Genomic DNA, 23,269 nt, shown 5'->3' with positions numbered 1-23,269 from the left:
CTGCCGTCGGCACACCGGTTCGGCCTCGACCCCGCCGCGTCGCGATCTTCCGATGACGTACGGGCCGATCCGACGGGCTTTCCCGCGCCATTCACCGCTGCGCATGCGGTGCAGGGCGGCCGTCGGCCCGTGGCCGGTGCCGTGTTGCATCCGTCGCGGCACCACGGAAGCAGCCCGCCATGATGGTTCCCCGGCACGTCATCGTCACCGCCCTGCGCGAGCGCGGCAAGAGCCAGCGCGCCGACTGGGTCGACCGTTCCCTGCCCGACCAGGTCGACCTGCACCACCAGGTCGGACTGCTCGCCACCCTCGACCTGAGCGCCGACGACCTCGTCGCGAAGGCGGCCGCGTCATGACCGCCGTCGCGGCACCCACCGTCCGGCTGCGCCTCGCCCCCGGGGACACCCGGGGCAAGCTGCTCGACGGTGCCTGGTGGCCCCGCACGAACGACCTGACCACCGAGCTGCCGCAGCTCGTCGCCGAGCTCAGCGGCCGGCGGGGCACCATCACCCACGCGCTGGCCCGCACCGAGGACTGGCAGGCGCCGCATCCGAAACGGCTGCCCGGCGACCGCCGCGCCGTCCGGCTCGCCTGGTTCAGCTCGCAGCCGCACGGCCTCGTCACGCTGATGACCGACTTCGGCCGCGACCGTTACGACCTGGCGATCGTGCCGGTCGACGCCACCGGCGAGCAGGCGGAGACCGTCATGGCCGCCGCGGCCGACCCGGACGGCGAACGCCGCGCGCCCGACCTGCTGACCGGGCTCACAGCCTGACCGCAGTGGCACTCCAACCATCGAAAGCAGGGGTTATGCGGTTCGGATTTCTCAGCACCCAGCCACCCACCCGGTGCGGCCTGGCGACGTTCAACGCCGCGCTCGCCGGGAGCATCACCGGCGGTGACACGGCCGGCAGCGTCGTACGCGTCACCGCCCCGGGGGACCACACGCCGTCCGGGCCCGACGTCGCGCACACCTGGCGGATGGCGGCGGCTGACGGCTGGCGGGAGGCCGCTGACGCGCTGAACGCGTTCGACGTCGCGATCGTGCAGCACGAGTACGGCATCTACCCCGGTGCTGACGGCGCTGACGTGCTCCGGCTCATGCGGCGGCTGACCGTACCCACGATCGTGGTCCTGCACACCGTCCTCAGCCGGCCCACCCCGCGGCAGAAGTCCGTGCTGGAGCAGGTCGTCGCCACGGCCGGCGCCGCCGTCACGATGACCGCCACCGCCCGGGACCGGCTCCTGATCGGCTACGACGTCGACCCGGCCAAGGTCGCCGTCATCCCGCACGGTGCGGCCTTCGACACGGGTACGCGCACCGAGCGGCCCGCCCGTCCGCACATGCTGACCTGGGGTCTGCTCGGGCCGGGCAAGGGCATCGAATGGGCGATCCGGGCGCTCGTACCCCTCAAGAGCCTCGACCCGCTGTACATCGTCGCGGGCCGGACCCACCCACGCGTGATCGAACTGCACGGCGAGTCGTACCGGTCGGGCCTGCACCGGCTCAGTGCCGAGCTCGGCGTGGCGCCCCAGGTCGACTTCCGGGACACCTACCTCGACCAGGCCGGCCTCGGCGCCCTCATCGGGTCGGCCGACGTGGTCGTGCTGCCGTACGACTCCACCGAACAGGTCACCTCGGGCGTCCTGGTGGAAGCGGTCGCGGCGGGCGTACCCGTCGTCGCCACCTCGTTCCCGCACGCCGTCGAGGTCCTCACCGACGGCCCCGGCCTCATCGTCCCCCACCGCAACCCCCGCGCCCTGTCCGCCGCGGTCCGCAAGGTCCTCACCAACCGCGGCCCCATCGCCGGCTCCGACACCGCCGCTCTGCGCTGGCCCGCCGTCGCCGCCCGCTACGAAGCCCTCGCCGCCGCGCTCGTCACCGGCGTCCCGGCGGCTGGTTCCTCCCCCGCCCCGGCTGCTGTCTCCGCGTCTGTTTCTGCCTCTGTTTCTGCGACCGCCCTGGTATGACCGATCGCATTCTCGCTCCGCCGGCGCGGACCTCCTCGGCGTTCGTGGCCCGCGGCCGCTCGGCCGTGACCGATCGCCTCTTCGTTCCGGGGGCGCGGACTTTCTCGGCGTTCGTGGCCCGCGGCCGCTCGGCCGTGACCGATCGCCTCCTCGTTCCGGGGGCGCGGCTTTCCCTGCCGTCCGCGGTCTGCGGCCCTGAGGGCATGTCTGAGGGGGCTCAGCCATGACGGCGCCGGTCGAGGCACCGGCGCGGCGGACCACGCCGACGCCGCCGTTCCATCATTTGATCCGGCTCACCGATGACACCGGGTTGTTCGAGCACGCGCAGTACGCCATCGCCCGCCGTGAGCACGGCTACTGCACCGATGACGTGGCGCGGGGCCTGCTCGTGGTCAGCCGCGAGCCGGACCCGGCGCCGGCGCTGCTGCGGCTCGCCGAGACGTACCTGACGTTTCTCGTCCATGCCCAGGCCGCGGACGGCTCGTTCCACAACCGGCTCAGCTTCGAGCGCCGTTGGACCGACCGCCCGGAGCTCGGCGACTGGTGGGGACGTGCCCTGTGGGGCCTCGGCACCGCCGCGGCGCGCCACCCCGCCGGCTGGATCCGGGACTCGGCGCTGCGGGCGTTCACCGCCGGCGCCGCCCGCAGGTCACCGGCGCCGCACGCCATGGCGTTCGCGGGGCTCGGCGCGGCGGAGATCCTGCGTGCCGACCCGGGCAACGAGCTCGCCGCGACGCTGCTCGCCGACGCCGCCTCCGCGATCGGGTGGCCCGACCCGGACCCGGCGTGGTCCTGGCCGTACCCGCACCTCAGCTATGCCAGCGCCGCCCTCGCCGAGGTGGTCATCGCCGCGGGTCATCGCCGCGGCGACGTGGCGTTGCGCGCAGCCGGTCTGCGGATGCTCACCTGGCTGCGCGACGCTCACCTGGCAGACGGGCACCTGCGCCCGCTCCCGGTCGCCGGATGGACCCGCCGGACCGTACGGCAACGCTACGACCAGCAACCCATCGAGATCGCCGCCCTCGCCGACGCCTGCGCCACCGCCGCCGAGGTCACCGGCGACGAACAATGGCTGGTGACAGTGGGCCAATGTGTGCAGTGGTTCCTCGGTGACAACGACGCCGGCGTCACGATGTGGGACCGCGCGACGGGCGGCGGCTTCGACGGACTGACCGCGCAGGGCGTCAACGTCAACCAGGGCGCCGAATCCACCCTCGCGCTGATCGCGACCCTGCAGCACAAGCGCACGCCGAGGTCCCGGTAGGCCCCGTCACCTGTAGCTGGTCAGCTCCTCCGGGGCCCGGCCGAGCAGGTCCGCCAGCTCGCGTACCTCGATGGTCCGCTCCGTCGAGGCCGCGGGCACCGGGGGCTGCGGGCGCCGGTCCCTCAGCCTTCGCTCGGCGATCCCGTGGATCCATCCGGTGACGCCGGAAGGCGGCCCCGCGTAACAGCCGGCCAGCCACCACACCTCGACATAGACGGCCGCCACCAGCGTCGTCGTCGAGTGTGGATGCACCAGACGGGCCTGGATCCGGTCCCGGACCGGCCCGGAGGTCTGGTCGTACAGGACGGCGAAGGCCTCGCGGTCTCCGCGGGACACCCGATCCATCAGAGAGCCGAAGTCGACCTCGGGCACCGCGTCGCGGGTCAGAGACGGTCGGCGAAGAGAAATGCGCACAGCGGGCTCCAGACCATGGCACAAGAGAATTCCGTGCCGCCGAGTTTCGTGCCGCCGGGGTCTGGAGCGACGATGCGAGGTGACATCCCAGCAGATAAACCGACAATACCGATGTTCGCTGCCGCGGGACCAGCGGATTCGCCCGGAAGTGGTACGCGGTTCGCCCCGGCGGGTGTCCATCCAGGAACTGCCGTAACCCCGGAACGGACTGCGTCGTGCGGAGGCGACGGAGCCCCACGCGGTGGTTGAGGCCGCGTGGGGCTCCGCCGGTCCCTCCCCAGGGGCCGGTCTGAGAGGGGCGAATCAGGTCAGGTTGGCGTGGGCCGCCCGGGTTGCGTGGGCCGCCCGGCCTGGCTGGGTTGCCCGGCTTGCGTGGGTCGCCCGGCCTGGCTGGGTTGCCGGGGTTGCGTGGGCCGCCCGGCCTGGCTGGGTCGCCCTGGTTGCGTGGGTCGCTCAGACGAAGTGCGCGGCGATCCAGTCGGCGACCGTGTTCACCGAGGCGAAGACCGCGCCGTCGTGGGTCTGGCCGTTGAGGGTGATGAACTGCTCGGGGGCGTTGTAGGTGTTGAGCTCGTCGATCAGCGGGCCGGCCGTGATGACGTACGGGACGGCCTCGTCGTCGGTGCCCTGCACGATGAGGATCGGGGCGCTGGGCGCGGACGTTGCCGGGTTACCGTACTGTGCCAGTTTGTTCAGCACGGTCTGTGACACAACGCCGCCCGGCACGAGCTGCTCCGGGGTGAACGAGGCGTACGCGTCGAGGATCTCGTAGAGACAGCCGGTCGCCAGCACCGAGGCCTTGGACTTCGCCGGTGCTGCCAGGTAGTTGTTCGGGACGAACGACGGCTCCACCGCGTTGATGCCGTAGAGCGCCATCACGAGGTACCCCTGGCCGGGCGTGCCCGGGATGTCGGGGGCGATCAGGTTGAGGTTCGACACCGGAGCGATCGCCGCAGTGCCCTTCAGAACCAGGGCGCCGTCGTACGAGGGGGCGAGCTGGTTGGCGAACAACGCGCCCTGACCGCCCTGCGAGTGGCCGTCGATCGCGTACTGGGTGCCGAGCGCGGCGTCGAGGTTCCGCGCGGCCTTGGCGCTGTCGATGATCGCCCGCGCCTCGCTCGCCCCGACCAGGTACGGGTGGCTGCCGGCCGTGCCGAGACCCGCGTAGTCCGGGGCGGAAACGGTCCAGCCGCGCTGCAACAGCACCTTGATGGCGGCGATCGCCTCGGGCCAGAAGACGTTTATGTTGGTGGACGGCGCGCAGTTGTCGGCCAGCCCGGTCGTGCCGTGCGCCCACACGACCGTCTTGTTCTTCTTGTTGGTCTTCGGCGTGAACACCAGCCCGGAGGTCGTGATGAGTACGCCGTTGATCGCGGTCGTCACATACGTGATTTTCTTGGCCGTGGCCAGCGCCGAGTATTCCGCCGGAACGGTGAGATTCGCCGACGACAGAACGGTTCCGGCGACATTGACCACCGCGTTCGCGGGGCTACTGGTGGTGAGAACAACACCGGCAAGGGCGAGCACAACGGCCTGGCCGGCTGCGGCCAGGCGGACGGCATAACGCCGTCGGAGCACAGTTCTCATGTATGTGTCCTTTCAGGGAAGCGGTATCGCGCATTACTGACGGACGGATTACGGGCAGCCTGTGGCACTGATCGAGTTCCGGCCGGCGAAGAATGTAAAGGGACTGCTTTCGCGGCGATGATTACCGAGATCGGGTGAATTGCTCGCGGATCAATTCTCCGGACGTGTTCTCACACCGCCGGCATTTCTGCGGCGGAGCTGGGCCTGCGGGGACGGCGCCGGTCGTCCGGCCCGGGGCGCGCTTCACGGTGCGCGGATCGCCGGGCGGCGACCGGTGCGGGTGCTACCTGACGTTTCCGCACGGCGGTCTCGCGGCACGCATCGTGCTGTCGGAACGATGCACTGCCGTGCTGTGTCATGAACGCCGCTACGGGTGAGGGGCGGCGCACCCGCACGAGTGCTGTCGTGCGGGTGGCGCTGCGTGCGGATTTACGGGTGGTGCGGAGTGGTGTGCACGTACACATATACGCGCAGGTTGTAGGGGGTGTACGTGCGTGCGCACGCACACGGAACGTTCGGATGCGGTGGTGCGTATTGCGGGGTGGTACGCGGTGCGGGGGTGGTGCGCGGTGCGCGGTGCGGGGGTGGTGCGCGGTGCGCGGTGCGGGGGTGGTGCGGGTGGTGCGGGCGGTGCGGCGTGCCGGGCGGTGCGGGCGGTGCGGCGTGCCGGGTGATGCGGGGTAGTGCGGCTTGGGGTGGTGCGGGGGTGGTGCGGCTTGCCGGGTGGTGCGGATTGCTGGGTGGTGCGGCTTGCGGGGTGCTCCCAGGGCGGGCCGGTGCGGACCGGGCGGGCGGACCGCACCGGCCCGGACCTGGGCGGGGAATAAGGCTTCTGACGCCGGTGGGGACCGGTCGAGTGGGGACGGACCGAAGGTGGAACTGCCGATGGGCGGACAGACCGGGGGTGGAGCGGCCAGGGCGCGGCCAGGCCGGGGGTGGAGCGGCCGGGGGTGGAGCGGCCGGGGGTGGAGCGGCCGGGGGTGGAGCGGCCGGGGGTGGAACGGCCGGGAAGGGACGGCTGAGGGTGGGACGGGGGAAGGGGGGTGGGGCTGGGAGGGGGAGAGGGTGGGTCAGGCGAGGTGGTCGGCTATGCGGCGGAGGGCGGTGATGGTTTCGCGGTCCCGGGTGGGGTCGTCTTCGGTGGGCCAGGCGCTGCATTTGACGATGACGACGTCGGCGGCGGGGTCGACGAAGAGGTATTGGCCGTGGACGCCGAGGCCGGTGAAGGCGTTGAAGCAGCTTTCGCCGAGGGTCCACCACTGGTTCGCGTACCCATAGTGGTCGTAGCCGCTGGGGCCTAGGGCGCCGACTGCCAGGTGGGGGAGGTCGGTGCCGCGGCTTCGGCGGGCCCAGTCGCGGGGGACGATCTGGTCGCCGGCGAGGCGGCCGTCGTGGGACATCAGGAGGCCGAGGCGGGCGAGGTCGCGGGCGGTGGCGTTGAAGGCGCCCGCGCCGATGGCGGTGCGGGGCTGGGAGCGGGTGAGGCCGTAGTAGGCGTCGCGTTCGGCGCCGATGCGGGTCCAGAGCCTGTCCGACGCGTACGCCGCCAGGGTCCTGCCGGTTGCCGCTTCGAGGACCCAGCCCAGGATCTGGGCGTCGAACGTGGAGTAGTTGAACGTTTCGCCGCTGGGGGCGGTGCGGGGCGCGGAGCGGATGATCGCGGGGACGTCGCCGCCGCTGAGGACGGCTCGTTCGAAGTCGCGGATGATGCTGGCGGCGCCGTCCCACGACTCGAGCTCGCCGACGCCGCTGCTCATGTCGAGCAGGTCGGCGAGGGTGACGCCGTCGTAGGCGGTGCCGACGAAGTCGGGGCGGTAGTCGGTGATCTGGTCCTTGATGCTGCCGATCGCGCCGTCGGCCAGGGCGATGCCGAACAGCATCGAGGTGACCGACTTGGAGAGCGAGAACAGCTGCATCCTGGTGCGCGGGCCGGCGAAGGCACCGGGGTAGCTCTCGTGCACGATCCGGCCGTGGTGCAGCACCACGAACGCGGTGGTGAACGTGCGGTGGTGCAGGTCCGTGAGGTTGTAGTCGTGGTCGTCGAAGCGGTAGGTCAGGTCGAGGGGCACGGAGGCGACCGACAGGGGACGGTATTCCAGCCCGCAGCTGACGCGTTCGGTGGGCATCAGCCAGTTCATGTGGGTGAAGGTCCACTCGTTGAGCGGCCTGCGCATGATCACGTCGCTCTGCCGTTCCCACCAGGAGGGCTGGGCGGCGGCGGGGCGGACGGCCGGTGGCTCGATCGTGCTGGTCATGGTCGGTCCCCGTTCTGGTCGATGGTGCGATCCGCCGGGCGCGCCCGGAACGAGGTGTCTCGGAAGTGCTCACGCAAGGTCAGCCCGGATGGTTCATTGACCGGTTCGAGGTAGCTGTTGAGGATGCCGAGGACCGCCATGGCGACCAGGTTGTCCTGGTGGTCCTCGCCGACGATGCCCGCGCCGGGGTCGCCCAGGTGGTGCAGGGCGAAACCCTCGGTGACCGCGGCCAGCATGTTGGCGAGCTGGTCGAGTGTGACGCCGTTGCGCAGCTGGAAACCGCGGGAGGCGAACGTCGACTCGTAGATCTTCTTCCACGGCTCGAGGGCGCCGTCGTACTGGTTGGCGATCGCGTCGTGGATGCCGTCGTTGCGGTCCGCGGTGGCGACCATGATCAGCTGGAGCCGGAACAGCGGCATCCGGCAGATCGCCTGCAGCTCGGCGAAGGTGGCGCGGTCGATCGCGTCGACGAAGCTCTCCTCGTCGTCGAGCCAGCCACGGGTCTCCACCTCGGCGTTGTACTGCGGGTCGTAGTTGTTCGCGTGGAACATGAAGGTGAGCAGGTCGTTCAGGTAGTCGTCGTGACTGGCCCAGGTCGCGCGGTAGGGCCCGTCGCCCTTCTGCCGCAGGAACGGCGGCTCGAGGCTCTCCATCTCACGCGACAGTGCGCGCTCGGTCAGGAACCGCAGGCCCGACCAGTACTGCTTCTTGCCGGTGTCGGCGACCGCTGCCCAGTCGCACGCACCCAGGTTCTGCTCGACGAGGTTGGCACCGGCCTTGAGGTAGGACGCCACCTTCGGCGAGTTCACCAGCGCGGCGCGCGTGGCCTCCCGGACACCCTTCACGCGGGTGACGATGCCCGAGAAGTCCTGGTTATAGGGATAGGGCAGTTCTGCCTTACCGACCGTCATGCAACGATTCTTTGGCCGTTTCCCGTTCCGGACAAGTGCGTGAGTGCGTAGTACTCGAAGTCTAGTCCTTGCCGTTTTACGATGGCGGTAAATATTACCTTTAGTAGCGCGGCGATTACTGTAAGAAATTGTCGAGGTCGCCATGATTGGGTATAACGAGCACATGCACAGTGAAGCTCTCGTGGGTCTGCTCGGCGAACTACCCGGCACGGAGGTGTCGGTGGCCGCCGGCGCCGTGACCGTGACCATCCCGGCCATCGGTGACGCGGTCACGCTCGCGATCCGCGACGTCCTGGGTTTCGAGCAGGTGATCGTGCCCACCGGCGACCCGGGACTCGAGCTGGGCGTGCGGCGCGGCCACGAGGAGCTTCCCCTGATCATCACCGTCGACGACGTCGTGTTCATGCCGGCGTACGCCGCTGACATGCTCGTGCCCGGGGCCGAGGTGCGCGTGCCCGCGACCCCGCACCTCATCGCGTACTCGGAGATGCACCGCGACGTGCGTGCCCTGGGCCGTGCCGTCGACGCGCAGGGCGCCGAGTTCGACGACGACATCCTCGCCGCGACGCTGCTGGTGCACCGCTGCTTCCTCGCGGGCGCGGTCCGGGTGGGGCTCTGGCCGGTGCGGGTCGCGGCCTGGTGGGAATACACGTACGCCCGGGTCGGCAGCCGGCTCGCGCTCGGCCCTTTCCGGCCCGATCCGGCGTGGGACCGGCTGATGGCGGACGTCACCCGGGCGCGGGCGTCGAGCGCTCAGCCCGTACATCAGGAATGATTTTTGTTTGGGGTCCGCTCCACTGTGGGTAGCTGAACGGTGTCAGCGATTCTCATGAAGGAGTTGGATGATGGCGCAGGTGACCAGCACTCGGCCGACCCGTTCCGGCGTTACCGCAGCCCGGGTCTGCACCATTGTGGGCTTCGTCTTCGCGGCCCTCGCGATCGTGTTCTTCCCGCCCGTTTTCGGCCTCGTCGCCGTGATTCTCGGAGTCGTCGCCGGTTCCCTCGGCGACCGCCCGCTCGGCTGGTACGCCGCGGCTGCCGGAGTGGCCGGCGCGGTGCTCGGCATGGTCCTGAGCGCGCTTCTCCTCAACGCCGTCTGACAATTCCCAGCCCCCGAAGGGCCGTGCCGCCAAATCTCCCCCTTGGCGGCGCGGCCCTTCGTGCTATGCCACGGCATCGCGCACGATGCCGGCAGCGCGCTGCGCGATGTCGGCATCCGTGCCATTCCACAGCGAGGCGAGCCAAGGGCCCGCGAACAATCCGACCAGGGTGGGTACGCCGTCAGCGCCGGAAGCGTCGAGCCATTCGCAGATATCGCCCGCGCCCGGCCCGTGGATCCGGTAGTAACCCGAACGCGACACCGGCCAGAAGTGCTCGTCGAAGCGGAGCACCACTTTCTCGACCCGGCCCATTCCCAGCCGCGAAAGAGCGTCGCGATGCCCCTGCGGCAATGGCGGCACAAAAGCGAGCGTGCCGGCCTTCAGCACTCCCACCGGCACGGTCACGATCGCCGCGTCGAAACGGGTGCCCCCGACGAGGACACCGTCCGGCCCGGCGCTGACGTGCGAGACCGGGCTGGACAGGTGCACGGTGAGGCCGCGCGCGAGATGGTCGACCAGGAGCCGGTAACTGCCCGCGATCCACCGGTCGCCCGCACCGACCCCCGGCTCGAACCCGTGCCGCGCGCTCAGCCACGACAGCGGCGCCCCCGAATCCATGATGATCTCCGCGTCGGCGAACCGCTGGATGTCCGCGGGCGTCCACGGCGCCGGCTCGCGCAGCCACGCGTCGACCACGTCCGCGATCGACGCGTCCGCCGGTGCCGCCGCCAGCCGCCGCTGCGCGTCCACGTCGAGCCCCGCCGGAGCCGGCGCGCCCCGCAACACCATCGGATCGGCGAAATCCGTCGGCACCGTGCGCAGCCCCAGCCGCTCCGCGATCCGCGCCAGCGCGTTCCCCGCGTACTGCTGAAGCCAGTTGGCACCGAGATCGAAGCGGAAGCCGTCCAGATCCTGCCCGGCGGTCCGCCCGCCCAGGCGGTCCCGGGCCTCGAAGACCTCAGTGTGTACGCCGAGCCGGGTCAACTGCCGCGCCGCCGCCAGCCCCGCCATCCCGGCACCGACCACCGCGACCCGCCGATGCCCCAGGTCCGCGGCCCACAGCCCGGCCTCCCGGCCCTTCTCGTACGCGCCGTGCGCCATCCCGGCCCGCTCCGGATGGGTGGCCTCGCCGGCGATCCGCAGCCGTACGCCCACCGCGCTGCCCAGCGTCACCCGGTCCGCCGGGGTCCCGCCCCGGCCGATCAGGCTCCACGAACCCCGGGACCACGGGTCGTCACCCCAGTGGGAGACGAGAAAAGCTCGCATCACGGCCGCAGCGTACGCCTTCGCGCGCGGGAGGTAGGTTGACGGGAACTCGTCGTCGCGCGCAGCGGGCTCGTGACGTGCCCGTCGAAAGGTGCGGCAGTTGTCTGCTAGGAGGGCGGTATCCCGATCAGGGCAGGCTCTGCCCGCGACCCGCCCGCCGACGCTCGACGAGGTGGCCACCCGCGCCGGCGTCGGCCGCGGCACGGTGTCCCGCGTCATCAACGGCTCGGCCCAGGTCAGCGATCAGGCCCGCGAAGCGGTGCGCTCCGCGATCGCCGAGCTCGGATACGTACCGAACAGGGCAGCCCGCACCCTGGTCACCCAGCGCACCGACTCGATCGCCCTGGTCGTCTTCGAATCCGGCGAACGCTTCTTCGCCGAGCCCTTCTTCGGCCGCATCGTCCAGTCCATCTCCACCGGCCTCGTCGACCGCGGCCTGCAGATGGTCCTCATGATCGCCCAGGCCCCCCACGAGCGCGAACGCCTCGAGGGCTACCTCACCCGCCAGCACGTCGACGGCGCGCTGCTGCTCTCCCTGCACGGCGCCGACCCCCTGCCCACCAAACTCGAGGAACGCGGCGTCGCCACGGTCCGCGCGGGCCGTCCCGCCGGCACCGACCTCGGCTGCTACGTCGACGCCGACAACCGCGGCGGCGCCCGCGACGCCGTCGCGTATCTGAAGGACCGGGGCCGGCACCGCATCGCGACCATCACCGGGCCGCAGGACATGGCCGCGGGCATCGCCCGGCTGGCCGGCTATCACGACGTGGCAGGCCCGGGCCTCGTCGAGCACGGCGACTTCAGCGAGGAGAGCGGGGCCGCGGCCACCGTCCGGCTGCTCTCGCAGGACCCGGAGCTCGACGCGATCTTCGCCGCTTCGGACACGATGGCGGCGGGCGCTCTGCGGATACTGCGCGAGCGAGGCCTGCGTACGCCACAGGATGTCGCCGTTGTGGGTTTTGACGACTCGGTCGTCGCCGCCCACACCGACCCGCCGTTGACCAGCGTCCACCAGCCGATCGAGCAGATGGGCCAGGAGATGGTCCGGCTCCTGCTCTCCAAGATCGACGGCATCGAGCCCTCGGACCCCGAAGTCGTCCTCACCACCAGCCTCGTCATCCGCGGCTCCGCCTGACCGTTCCGAGCTGTGGTCTGCGTCTTTCCGTTCTCAGCTGCGGTTAGCGCTTGACCGTTCCCAGCTGTGGTTGGCGTCTTACCGTTCTCAGTTGTGGTCGGCGACCATGAGGCGGCTGTTGCCGAGCGAGCGGGGCCGGTGGGACGGTGTTTCCAGGGCCGCGGCTACCGCCAGCAGATCCTGGTCCAGCGTGACGGTGAAGCCGTGCCGCGCGAGCAGAGCCGTCATCTCACCCGCCGTCCAGGTCGAGCGCCACGGCTCCCGCGCCCAGACACTGCGCCTCCCAGTGGAGGCCATCAGAGCCCGCGCCACCAGCTGACCGACCCTCATCGACGGTGCGGGCGCCTGGAAGTTCACGATCAGGCGACTCCCCGGGGCCGAGCAGGCAGCGGCGGCGGCAACCGTGGCGGCCACCTCCGGCCTGGTCAGATACGGCACGACGCCCTCCCGGATCCAGGTCGTGGCCACGTCGGCACGACAACCCGCCGCAGCCAGCACCTCGACCAGGTCGTCCCTGCCGAAATCCACGGCCACATATGCCGGCCCGGCACCGTCGAGTAGTGCGGCACGGTCGCGTTTGTCCTGCTGGGAGGCCGGCTGGTCAACCTCGAAAACCGCGGCGCCGGCAAGCTCGGGCATCCGCCACGCCCGGCCGTCCAGCCCCGCACCCAGAATCACCACCTGGGGGCTCGCCCGCTCCCGCACGGCATCGTCGATGGCCACGGTCCGCGGCACCATCATCTCGGCGCAGCCCCTGACCATCTCGTAGTCGACCCTCTCCCGCCACCGCCCGGGCACGGCCCCATCACGCACCCGGTTGACCGCCGTACGCTCGCCGTCCCGAAGTAGAGCCATGGCCGTCGGATCCGAGAAACGGCCCGTGGCAATCAGGCCATGCCCAGCCGCCCGCCCCTGACAGACCATCACCGCCGTACGGCTGGCCCTCAGCGTCCCTGTCATCTCAGCCCTCACCCGGACCACGCTAATCGCGGGGCAGAGCCGGCACCGCTGACAGATGTCACCACTCCGAGCCGAGTAATTCCGATTGTTTCTTGGCCGGGTCGGGCCACCGGCGCCTCCCTGCGGTGGTCAGTTGACGGCGCTGCCGTGGACCGGACCGCCGGAGGTCAGGCCTGCGGTGGTCAGTCGATGGCGCTGCCGTGGACCGGGCCGCCGGAGGTCAGGTCGGCGACCTTGAGCATTCCGGCCCAGCCGTCGTCGTACCCGAGCACCACACGGGTGGTCTTGTCCGTGCCGCCCTCGTCGGCGCGCTGCACGATGCCCTGGACCTTGGCGGCCTCGGCGGGGCTCAGCTCGACGCCGTTGTCCGTGCCGGTCGCGTCGACCTCGCCGAGCGAGCCGTTGAGGACCACGCAGTACCCACCGCCGTCCACCTCGACGTAATAGGTGTCGGCGTCGCACATCCCGATGAGGCGCCCGACCACGCCGGGGCGTTCCGAAGCCGGGACCGTGGTGCTGATCGAGTCGTCCACGGTGTAGACGTTCACCGTGTGCGTGCTCCCGGGCGGGAGCGGTTCATTGCCGCTGTGCGCGATCACGTACGTCGCACCCGTCGCCGCCGTGGTCACGCCGGCCGCGGCGAGCACGGCCGCTGCGATGAGCGCACGTCTGACCCAGCGCCGGCCCTGGCTCTTCGCCGGGGGGCTCGTGATCGGACGGTCGAGTTCAGTCGTGGAAGTCATGCGACCCAACGTATTGACCGATCCGAGCCGGCACGTGAGCTGTCGTACTCAAACCGCCTGGGTGCTGCAAACAAATCGATTGACCATGCACCGGGGTGGCCGTGAGGGTGTGCACATGATTGGTGTCACCGGGGCCACCGGCAACCTGGGCCGGATCGTGGTGGAGGTGCTGCGGGAACGGGCCGGTGAGGTTCTCGCGTTCGGCAGGGAGCAGGCCGACTACGACAAGCCTTCAACTCTGGCCGAAGCCTTTCACGGGGTTTCGCGTCTGCTGTTCATCTCGTCGCCCGAGCTGGACCCCGGCCGGCGCACCGCGCAGCATCTCGCCGTGGTCGGGGCCGCCGCGGAGGCCGGGGTCGAAGCCGTCGTCTACACCAGCTTCCACCGGATTCCCGGGATCTTCGCCGTGCACGGCCTGACCGAGGACGCGATCGCCGCCAGCGGCATGGCGTACTCGATCCTCCGGAACCCCTTCTACACCGAGCCGTTCGTCGCAGCCGCCCCGACGCATTCCGCCGGTGGGCATACCGCCGGTGGGCGGTCCGTCGAAGGCCCGACGCATTCCTCCCGCGGGCGGTCCGTCGAAGGCTCGACGCATTCCGCGGGTGGGCGGTCCGCCGGAGAGCTGACGCATTCCGCGGGTGGGCAGTCCGCCGGTGGGCAGCCCGCTGGTGGGGAGTCCGTCGGAGAGCTGACGCATGCGACCGGTGGGCAGCCGCTGAACACCGCCTACCGGGCCGATCTTGCCGAGGCCGCAGCCGGAGCACTGCTCTCGGATCGGATCGCCAATCGCACCTATGAGCTGAACGGTCCGCTCTGGACCTTCCCCGAGCTTGCGGCATCCCGGGGCACGACGGCGCGGGAGGGTGAGGTCGCCGGGCCGATGGGCTGGCTGCACGGGTTCGCTAAGGCCGGGGCCCTCGCCACACAGACGCCGGATCTGGAAGAGCTGCTGGGCCGCCCCGCACGTGCGCCGCGATGAGCTGAGCCACCCGCCGTACGCCGGGTGAGGTCTCCGCGCTCCGGGTCGCCATGACGAGGTCGACCGTCGCGCTGCGCTGCAGCAGTGGCACGTAGGCGACGCCGTCGATGCCGAGCGACCGGACCGACGCGGGGACCAGGGCAACGCCCATGCCGGCCGCCACGAAGGTGACCAGCGTCGACGTCTCGCGTACCTCGATGATCTCGCGGGGCTGGAAGCCCGCCGCCCGGCAGGTGTCCAGCAGGCTCTGGTGCATGGAGGAGAGCCGGCGCGACGGGTGTGAGACAAACGGTTCCATAGCGAGGGTGGTCAGGTCGAGGACCCCGGCGCCGGCCCGGGGGTCGTCCGCGCGCAACGCCGCCACGAGGGCCTCGGTGCGCAGCGGCACGACGTCGAGGCCCGCGCGGTCGGTGGGCGGGCGCATGAGGGCCACGTCGAGCGAGTAGTCGAGGACGCCCGTGACCAGCTCCGGGGTGAGCATCTCGCCGCGCAGGTCGAGGCGGAGGTCGGGCAGGCCGGCCCGGAGCTTGCGGGCCACGCCGGGCAGGACGTCGTAGGTCGCCGTCCCGATGAAGCCGATGCTGACCTGGCCCGCGCGGCCCTGGGCCAGGCGGGCCTGTTCGTCCTCGGCCCGGGTGAGCAGGGCGAGGATCGTGCCGGCCCGTTCCAGCAGGAGCGTGCCGGCCTCGGTCAGCTCCACGCGGCGGGTGGAGCGGGTGAAGAGCGTGTTGCCCAGCTCCTTCTCGAGCTGGCGGATCTGCTGGGAGAGCGCCGGCTGGGCCAGGTGCAGGCGGGCGGCGGCGCGGCCGAAGTGCAGCTCCTGCGCCAGCATCGTGAACGATGTCAGCTGCCGGAGATCCATGCATCCAGCTTATCAATCCGTGGCGATTGAAGATTGGAGAGTATGAGTCAGCGGCCGTACGGTGAGGGGTATGACCGCGAGCTATCTGTACGGCGCCGCGCGCACCCCGTTCGGCCGGTTCGGCGGGGCACTGGCCGGCGTACGCCCGGACGACCTTGCCGCGACCGCACTGTCCGGCCTGCTGGACCGCTTCCCGGCGCTGGACCGCGCCGCCATCGCCGACGTGGTCTGGGGCTGCGCCAACCAAGCCGGCGAGGACAACCGCAACGTCGGCAGGATGGCGGTGCTGCTCGCCGGGCTGCCGGTCACCGTCCCCGCGACCACGGTCAACCGGCTCTGCGGCTCCAGTCTCGACGCGGCGATGATGGCCTCCCGCAGCGTCGAGACCGGCGACGCCGACGTGGTCGTGGCCGGCGGTGTCGAGTCGATGACCCGGGCGCCCTGGGTGCTGCCGAAGCCCGACAAGGCGTTCCCAGTCGGCAACGCCACCGCGGTGTCGACCACGCTGGGCTGGCGCCTGGTCAACGAGCGGATGCCCGCCGAGTGGACCGTGTCGCTGGGAGAGGCCAACGAGCAGCTGCGCGACCGCTTCGGGATCGACCGGGAACGGCAGGACGAGTTCGCGCTGCGGTCGCACCTGCTCGCGCACGCCGCGTGGGAGGAAGGCTTCTACGACGACCTGGTCGTGCCGGTCCCGGGCGCGGTGCTCACCCGCGACGAGGGCATCCGGGCATCGAGCACCCTGGAGAAGCTCGCCACGCTCAAGCCGTCGTTCCGCCCGGACGGCGCGATCACCGCGGGCAACGCCTCGCCGCTGAACGACGGTGCCGCCGCCGTACTCATCGGGTCCGAAGCCGCAGCCGCGCAGATCGGCAGCGCCCCCCTGGCCCGCATCGCCGGCCGCGGAGCCGCCGCCCTCGAACCGCAGATGTTCGGGTACGCCCCCGTGCAGGCCGCCGACCGCGCGCTCGCCCGCGCCGGGATCAGCTGGGACGACGTCAGCGCCGTCGAGCTCAACGAGGCCTTCGCCGTGCAGAGCCTCGCCTGCGTCGACGCCTGGAAGATCGACCCGGCGATCGTCAACGCCAAGGGCGGCGCCATCGCCATCGGCCACCCCCTCGGCGCCTCCGGTACCCGCATCCTCGCCACCCTGGCGAAGCGCCTCACCGACTCCGGCGACCGCTGGGGCGTGGCCGCCATCTGCATCGGCGTCGGCCAGGCCCTCGCGGTCGTCCTGGAAAATGAGTCATGACTTCCATTTGTGCGAGCACCGACGAGGCCGTGGCCGGGGTCGAGGACGGGTCGACGGTGCTGGTCGGGGGCTTCGGCATGGCGGGGATGCCCACCCACCTCATCGACGCGCTGATCCGGCAGGGCGCGACCGGCCTCACGGTGGTGTCCAACAACGCCGGCAACGGCGACGCGGGGCTGGCGGCGCTGCTGGCCGAGGGACGCGTACGCAAAGTGATCTGCTCCTTCCCCCGCCAGCACGACTCCTGGGTCTTCGACGGCCTCTACCGGTCCGGCAAGATCGAGCTCGAGGTCGTGCCGCAGGGCACCCTCGCCGAACGGCTCCGTGCGGCCGGCGCCGGCATCGGCGCGTTCTACTGCCCGACCGGCGCCGGCACGCTGCTCGCCGAGGGCAAGGAGACACGCGAGATCGACGGGCGTACCCATGTGCTGGAATTTCCCATCAAGGGCGACGTGGCGCTGATCGGCGCGCACCGCAGCGACCGGATGGGCAACCTGGTCTACCGCAAAACGGCCCGCAACTTCGGCCCGGTCATGGCGACCGCCGCCACGACGGTCGCGGTCCAGGTCAGCGAGATCGTCGAGATCGGCACGCTGGACCCGGAGGCCGTCGTCACGCCCGGCATCTACATCGACAGGGTGGTCGCGGTATGAGCGGGCGGTTGGTCGGCGAGATGGTCGCGGCATGAGTGGGCAGGCATCTATCGGCAGGGTGGTTGTCGGATGAGCGGGCAGGCTTCGCTGGGCAAGGCTGAGATGGCGGCGCTGGTCGCGCGGGACATCCCGGCCGGGGCGTACGTGAATCTCGGGATCGGCCTGCCCACCCTGGTCGCCGATCATCTCGAACCCGGCTCGGGCGTGGTGCTGCACACCGAGAACGGCATGCTCAACATGGGCCCGCAGGCGCACGGCGACGACGTCGACCCGGACCTGATGAACGCCGGCAAGGTCCCGGTGACCGAACTGCCCGGGGCGGCCTACTTCCACCACGCCGACTCGTTCGCGATGATGCGCGGCGGTCACCTCGACGTCTGCGTGCTCGGCGCCTTCCAGATCTCCGCAGCCGGCGACCTCGCGAACTGGCACACCGGCGCCGCGGACGCCATCCCGGCCGTCGGCGGGGCGATGGACCTCGCGATCGGCGCGAAGAAGGTCTACGTCATGACGACGATGTTCGCCAAGGACGGCAGCCCCAAGGTCGTGCCGGAGTGCACCTACCCCCTGACGGCCGCCCGCTGCGTCGACCGCATCTACACCGACGTCGCCACGCTCGAGGTGACCGGCGACGGCCTGGTGGTGCGAGACCTCTTCGGCATCACGTACGCCGACCTCAGCGCACGCCTCACCGTTAAGCTGAGTGACGGCTCAGCTTAGCCCTGCCACGGCCACCGTCGGCGCGGCCCGTAAGGGCAGGGCGCCGTTAGGGCAAGGTGCCGTGAGGGCAGAGCGCAGTGAGGGCAGAGCGCTGTGGCGTCAGGGTGTGGCGGCGGCGGGGTGCCGTGACGGCAGAGCGCTGTGGCGTCAGGGTGTGGCGACGGCGGGGGTGCCGTGACGGCAGAGCGCCGCGGCGTCAGGGTGCGGCGGCGGGCTGGTCGAACCAGCCGCAGTCCGGGCAGAGGTCGAAGGCGGAGTAGCGCCGGACCCTGGTCTGGTCGCAGTGCGGGCAATGAGACGGTCTGTCTCGGAGTGGGCCCGGCCGGTCGAGGCGCAGCACTGCGAAGTCCAGGACGTGCCGCAGCACCCCGTCACCCGGGTCCACCGACAGCGAGCCCGCGCGGTCCGCGACCGTAGCGCTGATCACGAGCCAGGGCCGGGCCTGCGCGGGGAGCGGCTCGGCCAGCAGCGGCCCGGCCTCCTGCGGGTTGACCTGTTCGATGCCGGTCACTACCGCCGCCGAGGTGCGTACGCCCGGCCGGCCCAATGTCTCGCGCCAGCGGCGGTGCGGGCCCGGGCCGGCGGCGGTGCCCAGGTGGGTGCGCAGGATCAGGCACAGCGGGGCGGTGTCCGTGCCGAGCATGCCGGTCTTCACGTCGGCGTCGCGGCCGTCGTTGAGGCCGGAGAGCAAAGCGGGTTCGGCCGGAGCCGTGAGGCCGGGGTGCAGGAGCGGCGCGGCTTCGCGTACGAAATCCCAAAGGGCCGACCGGACGCCTGGCCGCAGCACTTCACCGCAGTTGGCCCTTCGCCACCGGTTGATGGTGGCGGTGCCCGGCGGACGCCTGGCGGGCACGAAGATCCCGGAGGGCTCCTGAGGTGCGCGGGAACCTGAACGCATGTCCGCATCGTGTCATCAAGGCCACTGTCGATCATCGCCGGGTCGATCATGGCGGCCGAGCGTGGTTGGGTGGTGATCGTGACGGATACCGGGGTAGGCCTACGGTCGGAGCGTGGTCCGGTGCTCGCCGCCGTCATGCTGAGCACGGCGCTGGTCGCGATCGACTCGACCATCATCGCCACGGCGGTGCCGTCGATCGTGGCGGACATCGGCGGGTTCGCGGAGTTCCCGTGGCTGTTCTCGACGTACCTGCTCGCGCAGGCGGTGAGCGTACCCGTGTTCGGGAAACTGGCTGACCTTTTCGGACGCAAGCCTGTCGTCCTGGCCGGTATCGCGGTCTTCGCCCTGGGGTCGGTCGGCGGTGGCCTCGCCGGCAGCATCGGCGCCCTCATCGCCTTCCGGGCCGTGCAGGGCCTGGGCGCGGGCGCCATCCAGCCGACCACGATGACGATGATCGGGGATCTCTACTCGGTGCGGGAACGCGCGAAGGTCCAGGGCTATATCGCCAGCGTATGGGGCATCGCCTCGGTGCTCGGGCCGACCCTGGGCGGCGTGTTCAGCGAATGGGTGTCCTGGCGGTGGATCTTCTTCATCAACATTCCGCTCTGCCTGGCCGCCGCCGTGACCATCTGGCGTCGCTTCGGCGAACGCGTGAACCGGGCCCACCCGGCGATCGACTACCGCGGCGCGGCGTTGCTCACCACCGGCCTCACCCTGATCATTCTCGGTCTCCTGGAGGGCGGTCAGAGCTGGGCGTGGGCGTCGGTACCCGGCATCGCGGTGCTTGGCGCGGGCGTCGCGCTGCTGGTCGCCTTCGGCTTCGCCGAACGCGACGTCGCCGAACCGGTGCTCCCACTCTGGGTCTTTCGCCGCCGGACCCTGGTCGCCGCCGGCCTGACGTCGTTCGGGATCGGGGCGGTCCTGCTCGGCCTCACTTCCTACATCCCCACGTACGCCCAGACTGCGCTCGGCGCCAGCCCACTGCTCGCCGGTTTCGCCCTGGCGACCCTGCTGATCGGATGGCCCATCGCAGCCAGCCAGTCAGGAAAGATCTATCTGCGGCTCGGCTTCCGTGGCTGCGCCCTGATCGGTACGGCGATCGTGCTCGCCGGCTCGCTCCTGCTGCTCGTCCTCGACCAGCGCTCCAGCGTGTTCACGGTCGGCGCGGTCTGCCTGCTCATCGGTCTCGGCATGGGCCTCGTCGGCCCGCCCACCGTCGTCGTCGGCCAGTCGAGCGTCGGCTGGGAGGACCGCGGCGTCGTCACCGCCAACTATGTCTTCATGCGCTCCCTGGGCAGCGCCGTCGGAGTCGCGGTCTTCGGCGCGATCGCCAACGCCACCCTCCGCGGCGACGGCACGGACCCCGTCCGCATGACCACCGCGGTCCAGCACGTCTTCCTCGGCATCATCGCCCTCGCCGTCCTCATGGTCGCGATGGTCACCCTCATGCCCCGCGGCGACCGCCCCGATCCTGCCGCCGCGGAGTAGACGTGGAGCTCCATGAGTTCGCCGCACTCGCCGAGCCGCTGCTGGCGAGGTCCGCAGCGGGGGAGGCCGAGCACGGCTTCGCGCTCGTCGAGGGACGCACGGCCACGGCCGATGAGATAGCCGTCGTCGAACGCCGCCTGGGAATCGCACTGCCGGAGAAGTACAAAGCGTTCATTGTGCGCTTTGGTGGCGGCATGTTCGGCTACGTGGAGCTGTTCCCCGTCGTCGCGGAGCCGCAGGAGTACGGCGACGACCTCTGCACCGTCAACGACCAGGAGTTCCCCGATCGCAGTTTTGTCGCCGTCGCCGCGGTCGGCACCGGCGACCACTGGGGCTTTCCCGTCGAGGATGGCCGCTGCCTCGAGCAGGTCTGGTTCCACTTCCACGCCGCCGGCGACGACGAGATCGTCGCCGCGGACTTCCTCAAGTTTCTGGCGGCGCACGCGCTCAGGCCTTGAACCTCCCGTCCGGCTCGTGCGCGGCGACGTGCCTCTTGTCCTGGGCGCGCCTGCTGGAGGGTCGGCGGAGTCTGGCGGCGTGCCTCTTGTCCCGGGTGTTCGCTGGAGGGTCGGCGGAGTCTGGCGGCGTGCCTCTTGTCCCGGGTGTGTTCGCTGGAGCGTGGGCAGGCTCTGGCGGGGGATGCGCCCGCCGGAGCGTCGGGGGGACTGGAGATGATCTCGCGATGGAATTCGTGCTGGATCCGCCGTACGGGGCCGGGCCGCTGCGGCTCGGGATGACCGTCGAGGAGGCAAGATCGGCGCTGGGGACGCTCGGGCCGCTGGTCCGGGACGCGTTCGGCGGGGTGGCGCTGACGATGCCCGGCGGTCTCGGGTTCAGCGTCGGGTTCGGTGTGGCCGGGCGTTCCCGGGGGCGGGTCAACTTCATCGAGCTGTACCGCCCGTACGAGGAGGACGTCGTGCGGTACCGGGACGTTGATGTCTTCGGGCAGGCGGCCCGCGAGGTGGTCCGGGAGTTGCGGCGGCACACCAGGGTCGATGCGGGCGAGGACGATGGCTGCTTCTCGGCGCCCGATCTGTACCTGGGCCTGTGGCGGTCGTTCGCGGCGGACGACGATCCGGATGAGGAACAGGGGTTCTACTTCCAGTCCGTCGCCGTGGCCCGGCCCGGGTACGGCGACGGACCGGCCGAGGCCGCTGCCCGGGCCGCTGTGGGGGAGGAGTCCGGCTACTGATCGCGTACGGCTGAAGGATCTGTCGCTCATCCTGATTTTGGATCTTCAGGGAGATGGTTTCCGGCTTGTTTCCGTGGTGTGCTGGGTCCATGAGCGATGAGAAGGTCACCAACTGGGCCGGGAATATCGTTTTCGGCGCGCACCGCCTGCATCGGCCGACGTCGGTGGAGCAGATCCAGGAGCTGGTGGCAGCCGGTCGGCCGGTCAAGGTCCTGGGCAGCGGCCACTCCTTCAACCGGATGGCCGACACCACCGGCGACCTGATCTCGCTCGCCGACCTCCCCCGCATCTTCGAGGTCGGCCCCTACCACAACTCGGTACGCATCGACGGCGGCATGCGCTACGGCGAGCTGGCCTCCCGCCTCGACGCCGAGGGCCTGGCGCTGCACAACATGGCGTCGTTGCCGCACATCTCGGTGGCCGGGGCGATCGCCACCGCCACCCACGGTTCGGGCGAGCACAACGGCAACCTCGCCACCGCCGTCTCGGCTATCGAGCTGATCCGCGGCGACGGCAAGCTGGTCACGTTGCGCCGCGACCTCGACGGCGACGCCTTCCTCGGCGCGGTCGTCGGCCTGGGCGCGCTCGGGGTGGTCGTCTCGCTCACCCTCGACGTCGCCCCGGCCTTCGAACTACGCCAATATGTGTACGACGACCTGCCGCGCGCCGAGCTCGAGCGCGACCTCCCGGGCATCCTCGGGGACGGCTACAGCGTCAGTCTCTTCACCAACTGGACCGGCCCGGACGTCAACATGGCCTGGCTCAAGCGCCGCGACCCGATGCCCGCCGGCGACTGGCACGGGGCCCGCCGCGCGGACGCCGCCCGCCATCCCGTCCCCGGCATGCCGGCCCAGAACAGCACCGACCAGTCCGGTGACCCCGGCCCCTGGCACACCCGGCTGCCACACTTCCGCATGGAGTTCACCCCGAGCAGCGGCGAAGAACTCCAATCGGAATACCACGTCCCCCGGGCCCACGCCCTCGAGGCGATCGACGCGGTCGCCGCGATCGGCGACGTCGTCTCACCGGTCCTGCAGATCTGCGAACTCCGCACCATCGGCGCGGACGACCTGTGGCTGAGCCCCAACTATCAGCGCGAAACGTTCGCCCTGCACTTCACCTGGATCGCGGACACGGACATCGTGCTCCCGGTCGTGGCCAGGCTGGAGCAGGCCCTGGCACCGCTGGACGCCCGCCCCCACTGGGGCAAGGTCTTCACCACCAGCCCGGAAACCATCCACGCCCAGTACGACCGCTTCACCGACTTCGTATCCCTCACCCGCGAATTCGACCCGAACCGCATCTTCCGCAACCCCTGGCTCGACGCCCTGCTCGACTGAGCGCGCGGGTTGACGGGGCCGGTTCGCCGGGCCGTGCCGGGCCGCTTGGCCGGTTCGCTTGGCCAAGCCGGTTGGCCGGTTCGCCGGGCCGGGCCGTGCCGTGCCGCTTGGTCGAGCCAGTCTGCTGTAGTGGCTCCAATGGACCGGGACGCGGCGCTGCTGGGTTGGGTGCCGGATTGTTCGGCTTGAGCGCCGCATTGTTCGGCTTGGGCTGTGTCGGTCACCTGGGGCTGGGTCACTCGGGTTGGACCCACGCCCCGGGCGGGGGCCGCGACC

At 70.9% G+C, this 23,269-nt stretch carries 24 protein-coding genes; 15 read left to right on the top strand and 9 right to left on the bottom strand.

Translation table 11 applies throughout. The annotated features are described in order from the left end of the window. Window positions 1-179: 179 nt before the first annotated feature. From Aco04nite_RS27535 to Aco04nite_RS27520, 4 genes are all read left to right on the top strand, one after another. A complete protein-coding gene (locus Aco04nite_RS27535) occupies window positions 180-356 on the top strand; it encodes a hypothetical protein (RefSeq protein ID WP_213000141.1) in 177 nt (58 codons plus the stop codon). Next, window positions 353-775: a DUF5994 family protein gene (locus Aco04nite_RS27530; RefSeq protein WP_213000140.1), complete on the top strand. Its 423-nt coding sequence runs from the start codon at window positions 353-355 to the stop codon at window positions 773-775. The genes Aco04nite_RS27535 and Aco04nite_RS27530 overlap by 4 nt, the downstream gene beginning before the upstream one ends. A 35-nt stretch (window positions 776-810) precedes the next feature. Continuing rightward, on the top strand, window positions 811-1,971 hold the full coding sequence (locus tag Aco04nite_RS27525; RefSeq protein ID WP_213000139.1) for a glycosyltransferase: 1,161 nt from the start codon (window positions 811-813) through the stop codon (window positions 1,969-1,971). 223 nt (window positions 1,972-2,194) lie between these two features. After that, complete coding sequence (locus tag Aco04nite_RS27520; RefSeq protein ID WP_213000138.1) at window positions 2,195-3,235, top strand: glycosyltransferase; 1,041 nt, start codon at window positions 2,195-2,197, stop codon at window positions 3,233-3,235. 6 nt (window positions 3,236-3,241) lie between these two features. Here the strand turns inward: Aco04nite_RS27520 and Aco04nite_RS27515 are convergent, their stop codons facing one another. The 4 genes from Aco04nite_RS27515 to Aco04nite_RS27495 all read right to left on the bottom strand — a co-directional run bounded on the left by Aco04nite_RS27515 (window position 3,242) and on the right by Aco04nite_RS27495 (window position 8,402). Beyond that, window positions 3,242-3,649 carry a sigma-70 family RNA polymerase sigma factor gene (locus Aco04nite_RS27515; protein WP_213000137.1) on the bottom strand — a complete coding sequence of 136 codons (408 nt, stop codon included), beginning with the start codon at window positions 3,647-3,649 and terminating at the stop codon, window positions 3,242-3,244. A gap of 453 nt (window positions 3,650-4,102) precedes the next feature. Beyond that, entirely contained in the window at window positions 4,103-5,236 is a 1,134-nt protein-coding gene (locus Aco04nite_RS27505) for a lipase family protein (RefSeq protein ID WP_213000136.1), read from the bottom strand. Window positions 5,237-6,306: 1,070 nt separating this feature from the next. Next, window positions 6,307-7,491, bottom strand: a complete 1,185-nt coding sequence (locus tag Aco04nite_RS27500) for a serine hydrolase domain-containing protein (RefSeq protein ID WP_213000135.1) — start codon at window positions 7,489-7,491, stop codon at window positions 6,307-6,309. Then, on the bottom strand, window positions 7,488-8,402 hold the full coding sequence (locus tag Aco04nite_RS27495) for a hypothetical protein (RefSeq protein ID WP_203840764.1): 915 nt from the start codon (window positions 8,400-8,402) through the stop codon (window positions 7,488-7,490). The genes Aco04nite_RS27500 and Aco04nite_RS27495 overlap by 4 nt, the downstream gene beginning before the upstream one ends. A gap of 163 nt (window positions 8,403-8,565) precedes the next feature. On the opposite strand from Aco04nite_RS27495, the gene Aco04nite_RS27490 reads away from it, so the two are divergent. Together Aco04nite_RS27490 and Aco04nite_RS27485 are read left to right on the top strand one after the other, a co-directional pair. Further along, window positions 8,566-9,177: a hypothetical protein gene (locus Aco04nite_RS27490; RefSeq protein ID WP_213000134.1), complete on the top strand. Its 612-nt coding sequence runs from the start codon at window positions 8,566-8,568 to the stop codon at window positions 9,175-9,177. A 70-nt stretch (window positions 9,178-9,247) separates the two neighbouring features. Then, a complete protein-coding gene (locus Aco04nite_RS27485) occupies window positions 9,248-9,502 on the top strand; it encodes a hypothetical protein (RefSeq protein ID WP_213000232.1) in 255 nt (84 codons plus the stop codon). A gap of 63 nt (window positions 9,503-9,565) precedes the next feature. Here the strand turns inward: Aco04nite_RS27485 and Aco04nite_RS27480 are convergent, their stop codons facing one another. Further along, on the bottom strand, window positions 9,566-10,768 hold the full coding sequence (locus Aco04nite_RS27480; protein ID WP_213000231.1) for a flavin monoamine oxidase family protein: 1,203 nt from the start codon (window positions 10,766-10,768) through the stop codon (window positions 9,566-9,568). Window positions 10,769-10,868: 100 nt separating this feature from the next. Between Aco04nite_RS27480 and Aco04nite_RS27475 the strand changes: the two genes are divergently transcribed. After that, a complete protein-coding gene (locus Aco04nite_RS27475; RefSeq protein WP_244876338.1) occupies window positions 10,869-11,903 on the top strand; it encodes a LacI family DNA-binding transcriptional regulator in 1,035 nt (344 codons plus the stop codon). 87 nt (window positions 11,904-11,990) lie between these two features. On the opposite strand, the gene Aco04nite_RS27470 is transcribed toward Aco04nite_RS27475, so the two are convergent. Both Aco04nite_RS27470 and Aco04nite_RS27465 read right to left on the bottom strand, forming a co-directional pair. Next, complete coding sequence (locus Aco04nite_RS27470; protein WP_244876353.1) at window positions 11,991-12,827, bottom strand: class I SAM-dependent methyltransferase; 837 nt, start codon at window positions 12,825-12,827, stop codon at window positions 11,991-11,993. A gap of 218 nt (window positions 12,828-13,045) precedes the next feature. Next, window positions 13,046-13,606, bottom strand: coding sequence for a hypothetical protein (locus tag Aco04nite_RS27465; RefSeq protein WP_213000133.1), 561 nt, complete (start codon window positions 13,604-13,606; stop codon window positions 13,046-13,048). A 115-nt stretch (window positions 13,607-13,721) separates the two neighbouring features. On the opposite strand from Aco04nite_RS27465, the gene Aco04nite_RS27460 reads away from it, so the two are divergent. Beyond that, window positions 13,722-14,588: a Rossmann-fold NAD(P)-binding domain-containing protein gene (locus Aco04nite_RS27460; protein WP_213000132.1), complete on the top strand. Its 867-nt coding sequence runs from the start codon at window positions 13,722-13,724 to the stop codon at window positions 14,586-14,588. Here the strand turns inward: Aco04nite_RS27460 and Aco04nite_RS27455 are convergent. Beyond that, on the bottom strand, window positions 14,512-15,450 hold the full coding sequence (locus Aco04nite_RS27455) for a LysR family transcriptional regulator (RefSeq protein WP_213000131.1): 939 nt from the start codon (window positions 15,448-15,450) through the stop codon (window positions 14,512-14,514). The genes Aco04nite_RS27460 and Aco04nite_RS27455 overlap by 77 nt on opposite strands. A gap of 70 nt (window positions 15,451-15,520) precedes the next feature. Between Aco04nite_RS27455 and Aco04nite_RS27450 the strand changes: the two genes are divergently transcribed. The 3 genes from Aco04nite_RS27450 (at window position 15,521) to Aco04nite_RS27440 (ending at window position 18,075) form a co-directional block, all read left to right on the top strand. Further along, the gene (locus tag Aco04nite_RS27450; protein WP_213000130.1) at window positions 15,521-16,702 is read left to right on the top strand and encodes a thiolase family protein; all 1,182 of its coding nucleotides are present in this window, start codon (window positions 15,521-15,523) and stop codon (window positions 16,700-16,702) included. Then, window positions 16,699-17,355 carry a 3-oxoacid CoA-transferase subunit A gene (locus Aco04nite_RS27445; RefSeq protein ID WP_213000129.1) on the top strand — a complete coding sequence of 219 codons (657 nt, stop codon included), beginning with the start codon at window positions 16,699-16,701 and terminating at the stop codon, window positions 17,353-17,355. The genes Aco04nite_RS27450 and Aco04nite_RS27445 overlap by 4 nt, the downstream gene beginning before the upstream one ends. A gap of 69 nt (window positions 17,356-17,424) precedes the next feature. Then, window positions 17,425-18,075, top strand: a complete 651-nt coding sequence (locus Aco04nite_RS27440; RefSeq protein ID WP_213000128.1) for a 3-oxoacid CoA-transferase subunit B — start codon at window positions 17,425-17,427, stop codon at window positions 18,073-18,075. A gap of 196 nt (window positions 18,076-18,271) precedes the next feature. Here Aco04nite_RS27440 and Aco04nite_RS27435 read toward each other — a convergent pair whose 3' ends face one another. Then, window positions 18,272-18,973: a hypothetical protein gene (locus tag Aco04nite_RS27435; protein ID WP_213000127.1), complete on the bottom strand. Its 702-nt coding sequence runs from the start codon at window positions 18,971-18,973 to the stop codon at window positions 18,272-18,274. A 78-nt stretch (window positions 18,974-19,051) separates the two neighbouring features. Between Aco04nite_RS27435 and Aco04nite_RS27430 the strand changes: the two genes are divergently transcribed. The 4 genes from Aco04nite_RS27430 (at window position 19,052) to Aco04nite_RS27415 (ending at window position 22,993) form a co-directional block, all read left to right on the top strand. Continuing rightward, complete coding sequence (locus Aco04nite_RS27430) at window positions 19,052-20,461, top strand: MFS transporter (protein WP_244876337.1); 1,410 nt, start codon at window positions 19,052-19,054, stop codon at window positions 20,459-20,461. Between the two features lie 2 nt (window positions 20,462-20,463). Beyond that, window positions 20,464-20,919: an SMI1/KNR4 family protein gene (locus tag Aco04nite_RS27425; RefSeq protein WP_213000126.1), complete on the top strand. Its 456-nt coding sequence runs from the start codon at window positions 20,464-20,466 to the stop codon at window positions 20,917-20,919. A 224-nt stretch (window positions 20,920-21,143) separates the two neighbouring features. Further along, window positions 21,144-21,653 carry a hypothetical protein gene (locus tag Aco04nite_RS27420; protein ID WP_213000125.1) on the top strand — a complete coding sequence of 170 codons (510 nt, stop codon included), beginning with the start codon at window positions 21,144-21,146 and terminating at the stop codon, window positions 21,651-21,653. An 89-nt stretch (window positions 21,654-21,742) separates the two neighbouring features. Continuing rightward, window positions 21,743-22,993 (top strand): FAD-binding protein, encoded by a 1,251-nt coding sequence (locus tag Aco04nite_RS27415; protein WP_213000124.1) that lies wholly within the window; start codon window positions 21,743-21,745, stop codon window positions 22,991-22,993. Window positions 22,994-23,269: the final 276 nt, after the last annotated feature.

This window comes from Winogradskya consettensis, assembly GCF_018332715.1.
In the GTDB taxonomy this organism is placed as follows: Bacteria; Actinomycetota; Actinomycetes; order Mycobacteriales; family Micromonosporaceae; genus Actinoplanes; species Actinoplanes consettensis.
This window is presented reverse-complemented; position numbering and strand designations above follow the sequence as displayed.

Coding starts and splice junctions, on each gene's coding strand:
- Aco04nite_RS27480 (WP_213000231.1), bottom strand. CDS start 10,768: ATGCGAGCTTTTCTCGTCTCCCACTGGGGTGACGACCCGTGGTCCCGG.
- Aco04nite_RS27525 (WP_213000139.1), top strand. CDS start 811: ATGCGGTTCGGATTTCTCAGCACCCAGCCACCCACCCGGTGCGGCCTG.
- Aco04nite_RS27485 (WP_213000232.1), top strand. CDS start 9,248: ATGGCGCAGGTGACCAGCACTCGGCCGACCCGTTCCGGCGTTACCGCA.
- Aco04nite_RS27530 (WP_213000140.1), top strand. CDS start 353: ATGACCGCCGTCGCGGCACCCACCGTCCGGCTGCGCCTCGCCCCCGGG.
- Aco04nite_RS27535 (WP_213000141.1), top strand. CDS start 180: ATGATGGTTCCCCGGCACGTCATCGTCACCGCCCTGCGCGAGCGCGGC.
- Aco04nite_RS27500 (WP_213000135.1), bottom strand. CDS start 7,491: ATGACCAGCACGATCGAGCCACCGGCCGTCCGCCCCGCCGCCGCCCAG.
- Aco04nite_RS27465 (WP_213000133.1), bottom strand. CDS start 13,606: ATGACTTCCACGACTGAACTCGACCGTCCGATCACGAGCCCCCCGGCG.
- Aco04nite_RS27450 (WP_213000130.1), top strand. CDS start 15,521: ATGACCGCGAGCTATCTGTACGGCGCCGCGCGCACCCCGTTCGGCCGG.
- Aco04nite_RS27435 (WP_213000127.1), bottom strand. CDS start 18,973: ATGCGTTCAGGTTCCCGCGCACCTCAGGAGCCCTCCGGGATCTTCGTG.
- Aco04nite_RS27520 (WP_213000138.1), top strand. CDS start 2,195: ATGACGGCGCCGGTCGAGGCACCGGCGCGGCGGACCACGCCGACGCCG.
- Aco04nite_RS27460 (WP_213000132.1), top strand. CDS start 13,722: ATGATTGGTGTCACCGGGGCCACCGGCAACCTGGGCCGGATCGTGGTG.
- Aco04nite_RS27495 (WP_203840764.1), bottom strand. CDS start 8,402: ATGACGGTCGGTAAGGCAGAACTGCCCTATCCCTATAACCAGGACTTC.
- Aco04nite_RS27505 (WP_213000136.1), bottom strand. CDS start 5,236: ATGAGAACTGTGCTCCGACGGCGTTATGCCGTCCGCCTGGCCGCAGCC.
- Aco04nite_RS27440 (WP_213000128.1), top strand. CDS start 17,425: ATGAGCGGGCAGGCTTCGCTGGGCAAGGCTGAGATGGCGGCGCTGGTC.
- Aco04nite_RS27415 (WP_213000124.1), top strand. CDS start 21,743: ATGAGCGATGAGAAGGTCACCAACTGGGCCGGGAATATCGTTTTCGGC.
- Aco04nite_RS27455 (WP_213000131.1), bottom strand. CDS start 15,450: ATGGATCTCCGGCAGCTGACATCGTTCACGATGCTGGCGCAGGAGCTG.
- Aco04nite_RS27420 (WP_213000125.1), top strand. CDS start 21,144: ATGGAATTCGTGCTGGATCCGCCGTACGGGGCCGGGCCGCTGCGGCTC.
- Aco04nite_RS27470 (WP_244876353.1), bottom strand. CDS start 12,827: ATGGTCTGTCAGGGGCGGGCGGCTGGGCATGGCCTGATTGCCACGGGC.
- Aco04nite_RS27490 (WP_213000134.1), top strand. CDS start 8,566: ATGCACAGTGAAGCTCTCGTGGGTCTGCTCGGCGAACTACCCGGCACG.
- Aco04nite_RS27445 (WP_213000129.1), top strand. CDS start 16,699: ATGACTTCCATTTGTGCGAGCACCGACGAGGCCGTGGCCGGGGTCGAG.